The sequence below is a fragment of the Cupriavidus sp. HPC(L) genome, from assembly GCF_000307735.3.
Lineage (GTDB): Bacteria > Pseudomonadota > Gammaproteobacteria > Burkholderiales > Burkholderiaceae > Cupriavidus.
In genome coordinates, this window is record NZ_AMPR02000466.1 from 33,849 (window position 1) to 47,846 (window position 13,998).

The 13,998-nt window shown below is 65.6% G+C and carries 13 protein-coding genes; 10 read left to right on the forward strand and 3 right to left on the reverse strand.

The window, feature by feature from the left end:
* Positions 1–4 precede the first annotated feature (4 nt).
* The 3 genes from B551_RS24235 to B551_RS24240 all read left to right on the forward strand — a co-directional run bounded on the left by B551_RS24235 (position 5) and on the right by B551_RS24240 (position 3,066).
* Positions 5–1,447 carry a PLP-dependent aminotransferase family protein gene (locus B551_RS24235; protein ID WP_006575981.1) on the forward strand — a complete coding sequence of 481 codons (1,443 nt, stop codon included), beginning with the start codon at positions 5–7 and terminating at the stop codon, positions 1,445–1,447.
* Between the two features lie 127 nt (positions 1,448–1,574).
* On the forward strand, positions 1,575–1,814 hold the full coding sequence (locus tag B551_RS25905; RefSeq protein ID WP_006575980.1) for a type II toxin-antitoxin system Y4mF family antitoxin: 240 nt from the start codon (positions 1,575–1,577) through the stop codon (positions 1,812–1,814).
* Positions 1,801–3,066 (forward strand): type II toxin-antitoxin system HipA family toxin, encoded by a 1,266-nt coding sequence (locus B551_RS24240; protein WP_006575979.1) that lies wholly within the window; start codon positions 1,801–1,803, stop codon positions 3,064–3,066. The genes B551_RS25905 and B551_RS24240 overlap by 14 nt, the downstream gene beginning before the upstream one ends.
* A gap of 7 nt (positions 3,067–3,073) precedes the next feature.
* Here B551_RS24240 and B551_RS24245 read toward each other — a convergent pair whose 3' ends face one another.
* Positions 3,074–3,679, reverse strand: a complete 606-nt coding sequence (locus tag B551_RS24245; RefSeq protein WP_006575978.1) for a uracil-DNA glycosylase family protein — start codon at positions 3,677–3,679, stop codon at positions 3,074–3,076.
* Positions 3,680–3,781: 102 nt separating this feature from the next.
* On the opposite strand from B551_RS24245, the gene B551_RS24250 reads away from it, so the two are divergent.
* The 3 genes from B551_RS24250 to B551_RS24260 all read left to right on the forward strand — a co-directional run bounded on the left by B551_RS24250 (position 3,782) and on the right by B551_RS24260 (position 7,710).
* Positions 3,782–5,230 carry a Fic family protein gene (locus B551_RS24250; RefSeq protein WP_253281417.1) on the forward strand — a complete coding sequence of 483 codons (1,449 nt, stop codon included), beginning with the start codon at positions 3,782–3,784 and terminating at the stop codon, positions 5,228–5,230.
* A 153-nt stretch (positions 5,231–5,383) separates the two neighbouring features.
* Positions 5,384–6,253, forward strand: coding sequence for a ParB/Srx family N-terminal domain-containing protein (locus B551_RS24255; RefSeq protein ID WP_253281418.1), 870 nt, complete (start codon positions 5,384–5,386; stop codon positions 6,251–6,253).
* Positions 6,253–7,710, forward strand: coding sequence for an MFS transporter (locus tag B551_RS24260; protein WP_006575975.1), 1,458 nt, complete (start codon positions 6,253–6,255; stop codon positions 7,708–7,710). The genes B551_RS24255 and B551_RS24260 overlap by 1 nt, the downstream gene beginning before the upstream one ends.
* A gap of 25 nt (positions 7,711–7,735) precedes the next feature.
* Here the strand turns inward: B551_RS24260 and B551_RS24265 are convergent, their stop codons facing one another.
* On the reverse strand, positions 7,736–8,662 hold the full coding sequence (locus B551_RS24265) for a LysR family transcriptional regulator (RefSeq protein WP_006575974.1): 927 nt from the start codon (positions 8,660–8,662) through the stop codon (positions 7,736–7,738).
* Between the two features lie 192 nt (positions 8,663–8,854).
* On the opposite strand from B551_RS24265, the gene B551_RS24270 reads away from it, so the two are divergent.
* The 4 genes from B551_RS24270 to B551_RS24285 all read left to right on the forward strand — a co-directional run bounded on the left by B551_RS24270 (position 8,855) and on the right by B551_RS24285 (position 12,305).
* On the forward strand, positions 8,855–9,829 hold the full coding sequence (locus B551_RS24270) for a tripartite tricarboxylate transporter substrate binding protein (protein ID WP_006575973.1): 975 nt from the start codon (positions 8,855–8,857) through the stop codon (positions 9,827–9,829).
* 84 nt (positions 9,830–9,913) lie between these two features.
* A complete protein-coding gene (gene leuC / locus B551_RS24275; protein ID WP_006575972.1) occupies positions 9,914–11,344 on the forward strand; it encodes a 3-isopropylmalate dehydratase large subunit in 1,431 nt (476 codons plus the stop codon).
* Positions 11,337–11,987 (forward strand): 3-isopropylmalate dehydratase small subunit, encoded by a 651-nt coding sequence (gene leuD, locus B551_RS24280; RefSeq protein ID WP_006575971.1) that lies wholly within the window; start codon positions 11,337–11,339, stop codon positions 11,985–11,987. The genes leuC and leuD overlap by 8 nt, the downstream gene beginning before the upstream one ends.
* A gap of 123 nt (positions 11,988–12,110) precedes the next feature.
* Positions 12,111–12,305, forward strand: a complete 195-nt coding sequence (locus tag B551_RS24285; protein ID WP_006575970.1) for a DUF1059 domain-containing protein — start codon at positions 12,111–12,113, stop codon at positions 12,303–12,305.
* Between the two features lie 72 nt (positions 12,306–12,377).
* On the opposite strand, the gene argH is transcribed toward B551_RS24285, so the two are convergent.
* Entirely contained in the window at positions 12,378–13,916 is a 1,539-nt protein-coding gene (gene argH, locus B551_RS24290) for an argininosuccinate lyase (RefSeq protein WP_023265188.1), read from the reverse strand.
* Positions 13,917–13,998 lie beyond the last annotated feature (82 nt).

Genomic DNA, 13,998 nt, shown 5'->3' on the forward strand with positions numbered 1-13,998 from the left:
TTCGATGACCTCCACCGCTCCCGGCACCGCCCGCAGATCTCCCTCGCTCGCCGCCACGCTGGCCGAGTCGATCGCGCGCCAGATCGCGGAGGGCGCGTATCGCACCGGCGATCGCCTGCCGTCGCTGCGCGAACTGGCGCAGTTGCATGGCTACAGCAAGAACACCATCGTCGCCGCCTTCGAGCTGCTGGTCGCGCGCGGGCTGGTCGAGCCGCGGCGTGGTTCCGGCTTCTTCGTGCGCGAGGTGGCACCCAGGCCCGCGCCGGAGGAGGATGCCGGCACGCTCGGCCGCGCGATGGACATCGTCTGGCTGATGCGCGAACAGTTGAAGAGCCGGCCCGACGTGCTGGCCGTCGGCGACGGCTTTCCGCCGGTGTCCTGGCTGGCCGAGGCGCGGCTGGACCGGTATCACCACAAGGTCGTGCGCACCGGCCTGGGCGCGCTGTTCCGCTACGGCAACCGCTTCGGCTTCGGCCCGCTGCGCGACCATCTGGTGCGCAAGCTTGGCGATGTCGGCATCGGCGCGCAGGCAAGGCAGATCGTGCTGACCCACGGCGCCAACGAGGCGCTGGACCTGGTGATCCGCTATTTCGTGCCGGCCGGCGGCACGGTGCTGGTCGACGATCCCGGCTACTACCCGCTGTTCGGGAAGCTGAAGCTCGCCGGTGCCCGCATCGTCGGCGTGCCGCGGCTCGCGGATGGGCCCGACATCGAGGCGCTCGAACAGATCCTGACCCGCGAGCGGCCGCGGCTGTTCTTCACGCAATCGGTCGGCCACAACCCCACTGGCTCGGACATTTCCGCGGCCAAGGCCTATCGCCTGCTGCAGCTGGCCGAGCGCTTCAATCTGCTGGTGGTCGAGAACGACGCGCTGGCCGACTTCAAGCCGACCACGCTGCCGCGGCTGTCCGCACTGGACCAGCTGCAACGGACCATCTATATCGGCAGCTTCTCGAAGTCCTTTTCGGCGGCGTTGCGGGTCGGCTATATCGCCTGCAACGATGCGCTCGCCAGCGACCTCGCCGACCTGAAGGCGCTGATCCATGTCAGCAGCTCGGAATACTGCGAGCGCACCGTCGACGTGATCCTCAGCGAAGGCCACTACCAGCGCTATCTCGCCAAATTGCGCGCGCGGCTCGCGGATGCCACCGAGCAGGCATTGGTCCTGTTCGATCGCCTCGGCGCCGACGTATGGGTGCGGCCGCCGCAGACCCTGTACCTGTGGGCAGCATTTCCGCAGGTGCCGGACTCCCTTGCGCTCGCCGAAGTCCTGTTGGCGCAAAAGGTCATGATCGCCCCGGGCCGCGTGTTCCGGGTCGATCCCGAAGCGCGATCGCAATGGGCACGGTTCAACGTGGGCGCCGTCCTCGATCCGAGGTTTGAGGCGGCATTGCGCAGGGTGTTGGGGGCGGGGAGCGGAAGCAAGCTGGTGCGCCGGCGGCCGTAGGGCGAATTTTCCCGAACGGGATAAATCTGTCCGATTACAATGTTTGGGAGCCTCAAATTTCCCGATCGGGAAATTTCATTGCCTATACTTTCGTGACGGCGTCTTATATCCCGAACGGGAAAACCGCATGACACTGATCCGCTCCGCGTCAGACCTCGGGCCGGCCTTGCGCGCCGCTCGAAAACGTCTGCATTTGACACAGTCAGAATTGGCGATGGCTGCCGGATGCGGCCTTCGTTTTATCGTCGAGGCCGAAGCCGGCAAGCCCACACTGAGGCTCGATACGTTATTGCGCGTGATCGACGCGGTGGGAGGGCGATTGGTACTCCAAGGCTTGAACACTGAAGAACACCATGATGACGCGTGAATTGGAGGTATGGCTGCAGCGCAGTCGGGTCGGCACCTTGTCGTTGTCGCACGGCCGTTTGCGCTTTGCCTACTCCACCGATTGGTTGCAACGACCCGATGCGCTCGCTCTGTCTTGCTCCTTGCCGCTGCAAGAAGAGCCGTTCGACGATTTTGCTGCCCGGGCCTTCTTCGCTGGTCTGCTGCCCGAGGGACGACTGCGCAGGCTGATCGCACAACAGGTTCACGTGTCGGTCCAGAACGACTTTGCCTTGCTCGACCACATCGGTGGTGAGTGCGCCGGTGCCGTGACATTCGTCGAGCCCGGCCAACCGTTGCCATCGCAGCATCAAGGTTCGGTGCAGTGGTTGGATGACGACGAATTGGCTGCGCTGCTCGATGAGCTGCCGCGCCGCCCCATGCTTGTCGGCAAGGACGATTTGAGGTTGTCGTTGGCCGGTGTACAAGACAAGCTTCCCGTGATAGTCGACGGTCAGCGCATAGGCTTGCCTTTAGGCGGGGCGCCAAGCACACACATCCTGAAGCCGGCTATCGAGGGAATCGAGGACAGCGTAAGCAATGAGGGCTTCTGCATGGCGCTGGCGGAAGCGATGGGCTTGGCAGTGGCGCCCGCGCGGATCAGCATGGTGGGTGCACGGCGCTATCTGCTTGTCGAGCGCTATGACCGCCTCCGGGACGGCTCTGGGCAGATTCATCGGATGCACCAGGAAGATTTTTGCCAGGCGCTGGGTGTGGTACCGGAATCCAAATATCAGAATGAAGGTGGTCCTGATATGGCGCAATGCTTTGCATTACTTCGCCGTGTCGTCCGTCCCTTTGCTCCGGCTGTACTCCGCCTGTTTCGCTATACCGTATTTCATGCGTTGATAGGCAATCACGACGCCCATGCGAAGAATTTTTCGCTGTTGTACCGCAGCAGCGGGCCAGAGCTGGCGCCGCTTTACGACACGTTGTCCACCGCAATCTATTCGGATCTGACACCGAAGATGGCGATGAAACTGGGCGGCAAGTACAAATTCACGGAGCTCTACGTCCAACATTGGGAACGGCTCGCACAAGATGGCGGACTGGCAGTGCCGCCATCTCTAAGGGCAGTGGTTCAGATGGCGGAACAATTGCCTGTGGTCGCCATGCGCTTGCTAGCTGAAAGGGCGGATATTTTCGGCGGGTCGGACGTCGTGGCAAGAATCGTTCGACTGATTGAACAGAGGGCGGCGCTCACCATTCGAAGGCTGTCCAGCCCCGAGTATTGATCCCGCTTTATCGAACTCCGGCCAGCACCCGACCGACCTCCGCCTTCAACGCCGGCAATACTGCCTCGCCAAACCAGCCATTGCGTTGAAACCACGCGACGTTGCGCGGCGACGGGTGCGGTAACGGCACGACGCCCGGACCATATTCCGCCCAGTCCCTGACCGTTTCGGTCAACGATGCCTTGTTCGCCGCGCCGAGGAAATACCGCTGCGCGTGCAGGCCGACCAGCAACGTCAGTTCGATGTTCTTCAGCCTGGCCAGAATCCGGTCCATCCACAACGGCGCGCATTCCGGCCGCGGCGGCTTGTCCCCGCTCGCGGCGCGGCCGGGATAGCAGAAGCCCATCGGCACGATGGCGAATCGGGTCGGGTCGTAGAACGTGTCGGCATCGACCCCGAGCCATTCGCGCAGCCGCTTGCCGCTGGCGTCGTTCCACGGGATGCCGGTCTCGTGGACCTTGATCCCGGGGGCCTGGCCGACGATCAGGATGCGCGATTGCGGTGAGGCTTGCAGGACGGGACGGGCACCGAGCGGCAGGTCCGGTTCGCAGGCTCGGCAGGCGCGGACTTCGGAAAGGAGTGTGTGGAGGGGGAGGATACGTTGCAACTTCATGTCGGATCGTGCCGCGGGAATGCTCTTGCGCGTAGCCAGGTTCAGCAGAGACGCTGTTGCGCGACATGGGCGATGTCGTGATAATCGGCTTTCGCGACATTGGTGACGCTGGTGATGTCGCAATTCTCCAAATCGCGACATCAGGCGGGCGTTGAAGTGATGCCAAAAACCCATGCCAACAAGCAATACGAGGTCTTGCTTGACCTTGTATCACACCACCCGGAAGGCATCAGAATCGAGCAGATCGATGCCGGCCTGCATGGCGTGGCCACACGTCGCACTGTTCAGCGATGGCTGAACGACCTGATCGCGCAAGGATACCTGCGCCGCGAGCGTGCCGGTCGCGCGACTCGGTATCGCGCGGCGACGATGGTCACCGCGGCGGGCAACGTCAAACTGGAACTCGGACTGACAGGACGCGGCGAAATCCGCGTGCCCTTGACGGCAGAGGCCGAATCGATTCAAGCCTATGTCCTCCAGCCATTGGGCCGGCGCCCTGCGGCGCGATACAACCGCGCGTTTCTCGACGCCTATCGCCCCAACCGGACCTTCTATCTCCCCGAGACCATACGCACGGAGTTGAGGTCGCAGGGAAGCGTGGTGGGCTCGCACGAGCCTGCCGGGACATACGCACGCCAGATCGCGAGCCGCCTGCTGATCGACCTGTCGTGGAATTCCAGCCGCCTGGAGGGCAATACGTATTCCTTGCTGGAGACCGAGCATCTGCTGTCCGTCGGCGAAGCCGCGGAAGGCAAGGGCGCAATCGAAGCGCAGATGATCCTGAACCACAAGGAGGCCATCGAATTCCTGTTGGCCAGCGCGGAGGAAATTCAGTTCAACAGCTATACGATTCAGAACCTGCACGCGCTGCTTTCCGAAAATCTGCTGCCGGACCCTGCTGCCAGCGGGCGCCTTCGCACCATCGCGGTCGGCATCGGGCAAACGTCGTTCACGCCGTTGGACGGGCCACAGCGGATAGCAGAGTGCTTCCAGTGCGTGCTGGAGACGGCCGCTGCGATCGACGACCCGTTCGAGCAGGCATTTTTTGCGATGGTCCATTTGCCCTATCTGCAGCCGTTCGAGGACGTCAATAAACGCGTCTCGCGGTTGGCCGCGAATATTCCGCTGATCAAGCACAACCTCTGTCCGCTTTCTTTCGTCGATGTCCCGCAGCAGGTCTACATCAGCGCCATGCTGGCCGTCTATGAATTGAATCGCGTCGAGTTGCTGCGCGACGTATTTGTATGGGCCTACCAGCGCTCGTGCGCGCGCTATTCCGCTGTCCGGCAGTCGGTCGGCGAGCCGGACCCTTTCCGCATGCGATATCGAATCCAGATTGGCGAGACCGTGGCCGAGGTGGTACGCATGGCAATGACCAAGGTCCAGGCCGTGTCGTTTATCCGAAGCCGTGCAGAGCGGCTGGCGGAGCAGGATCGCTCCCGTTTTGTCGAGGTCGTCGAAACGCAATTGATGACCCTGCATCTCGGCAGCATTGCACGGTTCCGATTGCGTCCGAGCGAGTTCGAGAAATGGGTCCAGGTGTGGAAGTGAAATAGACGCGACGTCGGGCAGTTCCGGCAACCGGATATTGCAGCTTTTACAAACGCGTCGCGTACCCGGCAAAGGATTGGCGGCGTAAAACGCATCCCGCTACGGCATGCTTCTTGCCCCGCCCGGGGCATCAACAAACCACCAAAGGCCCGCATGAACCCACGGCAAGACGGTCACAAGGGGGGCAAGGCAATGAAACGCATTGGCGAGCCCGCCCGGCTGCGCGAATCTTTGGATCCGGTTGACGATAAGACGACGGCGGGCGGTGTCATATCGGCGCCGCCGGCGGAGGCGCTCACCGGCGAAATCTGGCGCAAGGGCGCCCGTGTCACGCTGCCGGTCCGGCAATTGCGGCCGACGCAGATGACGGTCGGCCTGTATCACGTACAGAGCAAGATGGACGTGACCCTGCGCCATCAGGGCCGCAAGCAGATCGAGCTGATGGAGCGGCATCGCATCCATGTCGTGATCGGGCCGGGGCCGGCGTTCTACGTGATCGACCACCACCACTGGGCGCGCGCCTGGTACGAGCTCGGCATCGAAAGCGTGCCGGCGGTGATCAAGCACAACTGGAGCGCGCTGCCGCCGGATCGCTTCTGGCTGGAGATGGAGGCGCGGCATCTGGTGCATCCGTACGATCAATACGGCGAACGGCAGGGACTGGCGGCGCTGCCGCATTCGCTGGCCGAGATGCGCGACGATCCGTACCGCAGTCTGGAGGCCTACGCGCAATTGGCCGGCGGCTACGACAAGGTCAAGCAGGCGTATCCGGATTTCCGCTGGGCCGATTTCTTTCGCCGTCATATCGATGGGCGGCTCGACACGGTTTCGGGTTTCGCGCTGGCGCTCGCGCATGCGGTCAAGCTGGCACGCAGCAGCAAGGCACGCGGATTGCCGGGCCATCTCGAGGACAGGGAGGGCGACAAGCCGCGCGGCAAGGCGAATGCCAAGCCGGCCGGCAAGGGCAAGGGCGCGAAGGCGGCCAAATCCGGCAAATCCGGCAAGTCCGACGGAAAGGCGTGATGACGGCACCCGCGCAGGCCCGCTCGATCGCGCCGGCGGCGGCCTTGCCTGAGCGGCTCGATGGCTTGCCCTGGTCCCGCTGGCACTGGCGCGTGGTGATCGCGCTCGGTGTGGCATGGGTGCTCGACGGCCTCGAGGTGACGCTGGTCGGATCGCTCGGCGGCGTGTTGCAGCGGCCCGATACGTTGGGCTTGTCGGCCTCGCAATTCGGCTGGTCGGGTTCGATCTATATCGCCGGCGCCGTGCTCGGTGCGCTGGTCTTCGGCCGCCTGACCGATCGCCTTGGCCGCAAGCGGCTGTTTCTGCTGACGCTGGCGGTCTATATGGGCGCGACGCTGGCGACCGCCTTTTCGCCGAATTTCGCGGTCTTTGCGCTATGCCGCTTCGTCACGGGTCTGGGTATCGGCGGCGAGTACGCGGCGATCAATTCCGCGATCGACGAACTGGTGCCGGCGCGTGTGCGCGGCCGCGTCAGCCTGGCGATCAACGGCAGCTTCTGGCTGGGCGCCGCGCTCGGCGCGGGGCTCAGTCTGGTGCTGCTGGACCCGCGGGTGCTCGGCCCCGAACTGGGCTGGCGCGCGGGCTTCGCGCTGGGTGCGATCCTTGCCATCGCGATTCTGCTGGTGCGGCGCGATGTGCCGGAGAGCCCGCGCTGGCTGCTGACGCACGGCCGGCCGGAGGAGGCGCTGCGCATCATCGAGCGGATCGAGGCCGAGGTCTACGGTCATTCCCCGCATACCGTTCGCGACGATACCGTGCTGAGGAAAATGCCGCGCACCGCGGGCCAGGCGACGCCATGGCGCGAGGTCGCGCACGTGATGCTGCATTGCTATCGCAGACGCACGGTCGTGGCGCTGGCGCTGATGATCTCGCAAGCCTTCTTCTACAACGCGATCTTCTTCACCTATGCGCTGGTGCTGACGCGCTTCTATGCCGTGCCCGATGGGCGCGTGGCCCTCTATCTGTTCCCGTTCGCGCTGGGCAACGTGCTGGGTCCATTGATCCTGGGGCCGCTGTTCGACCAGGTGGGCCGGCGCAGGATGATCGGCCTGACTTATTGCCTGTCCGGCGTGGGGCTCGCGCTGACCGGCTGGGCCTTCGTGCAGGGCTGGGTCGATGCGCGCGGCCTGGCGCTGTGCTGGTCGGCCGTGTTCTTTCTGGCGTCGGCGGCGGCGAGTTCGGCCTATCTGACCGTCAGCGAAGTCTTCCCGCTGGAAATCCGCGCGCTGGCCATCTCGATCTTCTTTGCGATCGGCACCGGCGCCGGCGGGTTTGCCGCCCCGGCGCTGTTCGGCATGCTGGTCGAGACCGGCAGCCGCGAAGCGGTGGCGATCGGCTATGCGATCGGCGCGGCGCTGGTGATCGTCGCCGGGCTGCTGGCGTGGCGATACGCGGTCGATGCCGAACGCAAGCCGCTGGAGGCCGTGGCCGCGCCGCTGCACCCATACCGCGAGTAAGCGCGTCGGCGCACCGCTGTCACGATCACCAGCCGTTGTGCTGCGCGCCGCTGTCGACACGCCGATGCGCAGCGAAGCGTTGCAGCAGGAAGTCGACCAGCGCGCGGGTCTTCGCCGACAGATGGCTGCGCGTCGGGAACACGATGTAGATATCGGCGTTCGGCAGGCTCCACTCCTTCAGCACCGGCCGCAGCTCGCCGCTGCGCAGTAGCGGTGCCACGTCCCATTCCGAACGGACCAGGATGCCGTGCCCTTCGCGCGCCCAACCCAGCGCCGACTCGCCATCGTTGGTGCTCAGCGGACCGCGCACCTTGACGGTCTCCTGCCGCGCGCCGCTGCGCAGATGCCAGGTGCCGAAGGTCTCGTCGCTCTCGCGAATGAAGATGCACTGATGCCGTGTCAGATCCTGCGGCGTGGCCGGTGTGCCGGCCGACTTCAAATAGCCGGGCGTGGCGCACAGCAGGCGGCGATTGTTGGCCAGCAGCCGGGCGGTCAGCCGCGCGTCCGGCAACTCGCCGAAGCGAATCGACGCATCGAAACCCTGTTCGACCAGATTGACCGGGCGATCGCTCAGGTGCAGCTGCACCTCGACGCGCGGATGCAGCCGCGCGAACGCCGACAGCGCCGGCGCGATATACCGCCGGCCGAAGCCGAGCGTGGCGCTGATCCGCAGCAGGCCGTGCGGCGTCGCGCCGCTGCCCGCCACGGTGCGCTCCAGCGCCTCCAATTCGGCCAATACCCTCGCGCCTTCGACCAGATAGGTCTCGCCCTCCGGAGTCAGGCTGAGCCGCCGTGTGGTTCGTTGCAGCAGGCGCACCCCCAGGCGGCGTTCGAGCGCGGCCAGGCGCTTGCTGACCGCGGGCGGCGTGACGCCGAGCTGTTGCGCGGCGGCGGCCAGGCTGCCGTACTTGTTGACGGTGGCGAAGAAGGCGAGATCGGAAAAACCGTCCATGGAAGGTCTGTTTGTTGCGGCGAGCGGAAATGCCGATTCATGAATTCTAGTTAATCAAGCATGACCCGACCGGAAATTATGCTGGTTTTCATCAATGATACGATGCCTTCCACAACAAGACCAATAACGAAACCCATAACCAAACCCATAACTAAACCAATACCCACCGACCCCGAGTGGATGGAGACAACGATGAAACTGCAATGGCTTTGCGCCGGCCTGACGCTGGCTTTCGGTAGCACGGTCGGCGCCGCGGGCGCGTATGCGCAGAACTATCCCGAGCGGCCGATCAAGCTGGTGGTGCCGTATGCCCCGGGCGGCAGCGCCGATATCGCGGCGCGGCTGGTCGCCGACGAATGGGCCAAGGCGCTTGGCGGCACGATCGTCATCGAGAACAAGGGCGGCGCCGGCGGCAATATCGGCGTCGACGCGGTGGCCAAGGCGGCCGGCGACGGCTACACGATCGGCCTGCAGACCGTGTCGCTGGCGATTAATCCCTCGCTGTTCGCGAAGATGCCGTACGACACGCAGAAGGATCTGGCGCCGATCGGCATGGTGGCCAGTTCGCAGCACGTGCTGGTGGTCAACAACCAGCTGCCGGCCAAGGATTTGAAGGGGCTGCTGGCGATGCTTAAGGCGGAGCCCGGCAAGTACACCTACGGATCGGCGGGCCCGGGCAGCACCTTCCATATGGCGGCGGAGCTGTTCAAGAGCGTGGCAAACGTACCGATCGAACACATCCCGTACCGCGGCGGCGGTCCGGCGCTGATGGACACCATCGCCGGGCAGGTCAACATGAGCTTCCCGGTGCTGTCGGCCGCGCAGCAGCAGGTGCAGGCCGGCAAGTTGCGCGCGATCGGTGTGACGGGGCCGAAGCGTTCGGCACTGATGCCCGATGTGCCGACTATTGCCGAGGCCGGGCTGCCCGGCTATGCCTTCGAAACCTGGTTCATGGTGTTCGCGCCGGCGGGCACGCCGCAGCCGGTGGTTGCCAAGCTGAACGCCGCGCTCAATACCGCGTTGAACGCGCCGGCGCTGAAGGCCCGCATGGTGCGGGAGGGCTTCGATCCGATGCCGACCACACCGGAGCAGGCCCGCGCCCGTCTGGCCAAGGAAATGCCGCTGTGGGCAAAGCTGATCAAGGAGCGCGGCATTTCGGCGGAATAAGCCACGAACATTGCCCGCAACCCTGCCCGTGCCACACGCCGCCGAACATCGCCGCATGACATATCGCCTCATTTGGAACGCTGCATGACCCCCCGCACGCTCTATCGCAAGCTGGTCGAATCGCACACGGTCGTCAGGCTGGACGACGACAACGTCCTGCTGTTCTGCGATCTGCATCTGATGAACGAATACACCAGCCCGCAGGCCTTCGCCGGCCTGCACGAGCAGGGCCGGCCGGTGTTGATGCCGGGGCAGAACGTCGCCGTCGTCAGCCATATCATCCCGACGCATCCGACGACCCAGCCCGGCGGGATCCGCGTGATCGCCGATCCCGCGTCGGCGTTGCAGGCGAGCAACCTGAAGGCCAATTGCGACCGGCACGGAATTCCGCTGTTCGATACCAACGACCGGCTGCAGGGCATCGAGCACGTGGTGGCGCCCGAGCACGGCATGATCCGGCCCGGCATGGTGGTGATCTGCGGCGACAGCCATACCACCACCTATGGCGCGCTGGGTGCGCTGGGCTTCGGCATCGGCACCTCGGAGGTCGAGCACGTGCTGGCCACGCAGACGCTGGTCTACCGGCTGGCGAAGGACATGCGGATCCGCGTTGACGGCACACTGCCGGCAGGCACCACGGCCAAGGATCTGGTGTTGATGATCATCGGCCGGATCGGTGCCCAGGGTGCGCGCGGCTATGTGGTCGAGTTCTGCGGCAGCGCGATCGAAGCGCTCAGCGTCGAGGCGCGCTTCACGCTGTGCAATATGGCGGTCGAGGCCGGCGCGCGTGGCGCGCTGATCGCACCCGACGCGACGGCGATCGACTACGTGCTGCAACGCGCGCCGGATATCGACGAAGCATTGCGGCCGCAGGCGCTGGACGCCTGGGGCGCGCTGCGAACCGATGCCGGCGCGGTGTTCGACGCCGAGCACCGCTTCGATGCCAGCGACGTCGCCCCGCATGTCACCTGGGGCACCAGCCCCGACCAGGTGGTGCCGGTGGGCGGACGCATTCCCGATCCGATCGAGCAGCCCGAAGGTCCCGCACGCCGCAGCACCGAACAGGCCCTGGCCTATACGCGCCTGGAACCGCGCGCCCCGATCGCCGGCACGCCGATCCAGCACGTGTTCATCGGTTCCTGCACCAATGCCCGCATCGAGGATCTGCGTGCGGTCGCGCAAGTCGTGCGCGGCCGCCGCGTGGCCGACGGTGTGCGCGCAATGGTGGTGCCCGGCTCGGGCGCGGTCAAGGCACAGGCCGAGGCCGAGGGCATTGCCGCGCTGCTGATGGAGGCCGGCTTCGAATGGCGGCAGCCGGGCTGTTCGATGTGCCTGGCGATGAACGACGATGTGCTCGAGGAAGGCGTGCGTTGCGCGTCGACCACCAACCGCAATTTCGAAGGCCGGCAGGGCAGGGGGGCGATCACGCATCTGATGAGTCCGGCAATGGCGGCCGCCGCCGCCGTGACCGGCCGCATCACCGACGTACGCGCACTGGGGCGCCACCATGACTGAACCGCTTCGCATCGACGGCAAGGCCGCGGCGATCCGCATCGAGAACCTGGACACCGATCAGATCATGCCGAAGCAGTTCCTGCGCGGCATCGATAAATCCGGGCTTGCGCAGGGCCTGCTGTACGACCTGCGCTTCGATGCGCAGGGCCAGCCGCGTACGCAATTCGTGCTGAACCGCCCCGAATACGCTGGCACCTCGATCCTGATCGGCGGCTCCAACTTCGGATGCGGCTCGAGCCGCGAGCACGCGGTCTGGGGGTTGCAGCAGTACGGCATCCGCGCCGTGATGGCGCCCAGCTTCGGCGAGATCTTCTATTCGAACGCGATGAACAACCGGCTGCTGCTGGTGATGCTGCCGCCGGAGCAGGTCGCCGCGCTGATGGAGATTGCCGAAGGCAGCGACGGCGGTCCCGTGAGCATCGATATCGATGCGATGCGAGTGCGCGCCGATGGATTCGATGCGGGCTTTACGCTGGCAGGTCGCCATCGCCAGATGTTCCTGCAAGGGCTCGACATCATCGGACTGTCGCTGGCGTATCGGCAGCAGATCGAGGCGTTCGCCGAGCGCCGCTGGGCCGCCGAGCCGTGGACGCGAGACATCGCCGCGGCGACGCGCAGGCGGCTCAGCGGCAGCGCCGGGTAAGCATCGATTGCCTGCCGCCTGCCTATACTCAATGCAGCCCGCCGGCCTTGACCGGTGTCGCGCCGGCGGTGCCAGCGCGGAATTCGTTCCGCCATTTCATGCAGGCAGCGTCAGGAGGCAGCAATGGGACGCAAATATATCGATTGCCGGGAAATTCCCAGCGACACCAAGTGCACTGTGGCGATCAGCGCCGACAGCGAAGACGAATTGCTGGAGGCCGCTGTGCAGCATGCGGTGACGGTCCACCAGCATCAGGATTCGCCGCAATTGCGCGAGCAGATCAGGGCGGCCTTCAAGGAGGGCTCGCCGCCGCAGTGAATCGGGGACGACGCCGCTGAGGGCGTCGCTGCGCCATGACATTTCGCCGGCCCTTGGCCGGCGGTGTCGTTTCTACAGGGCGGCGGCGAGCGCGGCGTTCTCGCGCTTGAGCGTCTCACGTGCGCTGGCGACGGCGCCGCGCCGCGCCTCAAGATTCGCGCCGGCCGCCTCGAGCTCCGCTCGCATCGCGACGAGCCGCGTACGCACCAGCGCGGGCGATGGCCCGCCGGATGCCATGCGGGCGCTGACGCCCTGCACCGGGTCCAGGCAGCGTTGCACCGCCTCGTCGCTCAGGCCGATGGCGCGGCCGATCTGCTGGCGCGCCGCGATATCGACCATCTCGCTGGTGATGCCGTCGGCGGGCAGCCGCGCGTCCAGCGCCTGGCGCACCACGGCGCCGACGATGTGATGCGCCTCGCGGAACGACAGATCGGCCTCGCGCACCAGCGCATCGGCCAGATCGGTGGCCGCCGAAAAGTCGCGGCGCGCGCGCAGCAGCATGTTGTCGCGCAGCGGCGTGGCCGCGCCGATCACCAGCGTCAGCAGTTTGGCGCTGCGCACGCATTCGTCAGCGCATTCCCAGAAGCCGCGCATGCTCTCGCGGTTGCCGTCACCGGTGTGCGAGAAGTTCGTGCCCTTGACGGTCGACAGCGCGGCGGTCAGCAGGCCGGTCAGATGGGCGCCCTTGCCCTTCAGGTATTCGAGCACGACCGGGTTCTTCTTCTGCGGCATGATGCTCGACGTGCCGGCTACGCTGTCCGGGAAATCGATCAGCCCGAACTCCGGCGTGCACCAGACGAAATAGTCCTGCGCGACGCGGCTCCAGCCGACCGCCGCGATCGTCATCGCCGACATCATTTCCCAGGCGAAATCGCGCGACGCCACCGCGTCGAGCCCATTGGCGACGCAGCGCGAGAAGCCCAGCAAACGTGCGGTTTCCTCGCGCTGGATCGGGAAGGCGGTACCTGCCAGCGCACCGGCACCGAGCGGGCAGGCGTCCAGCGTATCGAGCGCGCGCAGGAGGCGTTCGGCATCGCGGGCGAACGCATCGGCCAGGCCCACCAGGTAGTAGCCGTAGGTGATCGGCTGCGCCGCCTGCAGGTGCGTGTAGCCGGGCATCACGGTGTCGACGTGCTGCTGCGCCATGTTCAGCGTGGTCGTGCGCAGATCCTGGATTGCCTCCAGTAGCGCCAGCCCTGTGTCGCGCGCACGCAGCCGGTCAACGGTCGCCAGGATGTCGTTGCGGCTGCGTGCGACATGCAGACGCCCACCGGCGTCGGCACCTGCGGTCTGCATCAGCTGGGCTTCGTAGTTGAAGTAAGCGTCCTCGCGCGCTGGGTCGAGCGGCACCGCGTCGGGGCCTGCGTGTTCCATCTGCTCCAGCGCCCGTGCAATCCGCGCCGCCATCGGACGCGGCACCAACCCCGCGGCATGCAGCATCAGCAGATGCGCCTGGTTGATGTCGGTCAGGTAGCGGAAGCCGCTGCCGAAGTCGCGGTTGAGCCGCGGCAGGTAGATCAGCTCGCAGACTTCGGGAGCGGTCGCCTGCTGCAGGCGGCGGCTGACTTTCGAGGGGGCGTTGCTGGTGGCGTCGGTTGCTGTCGTGTCCATATGGCCCGAAATCTCGGTGAGGGGGATGTTGTGTCGTCGGGCCAGTATGGAAATGCACGGCGCATATCGTCAAATCACAATA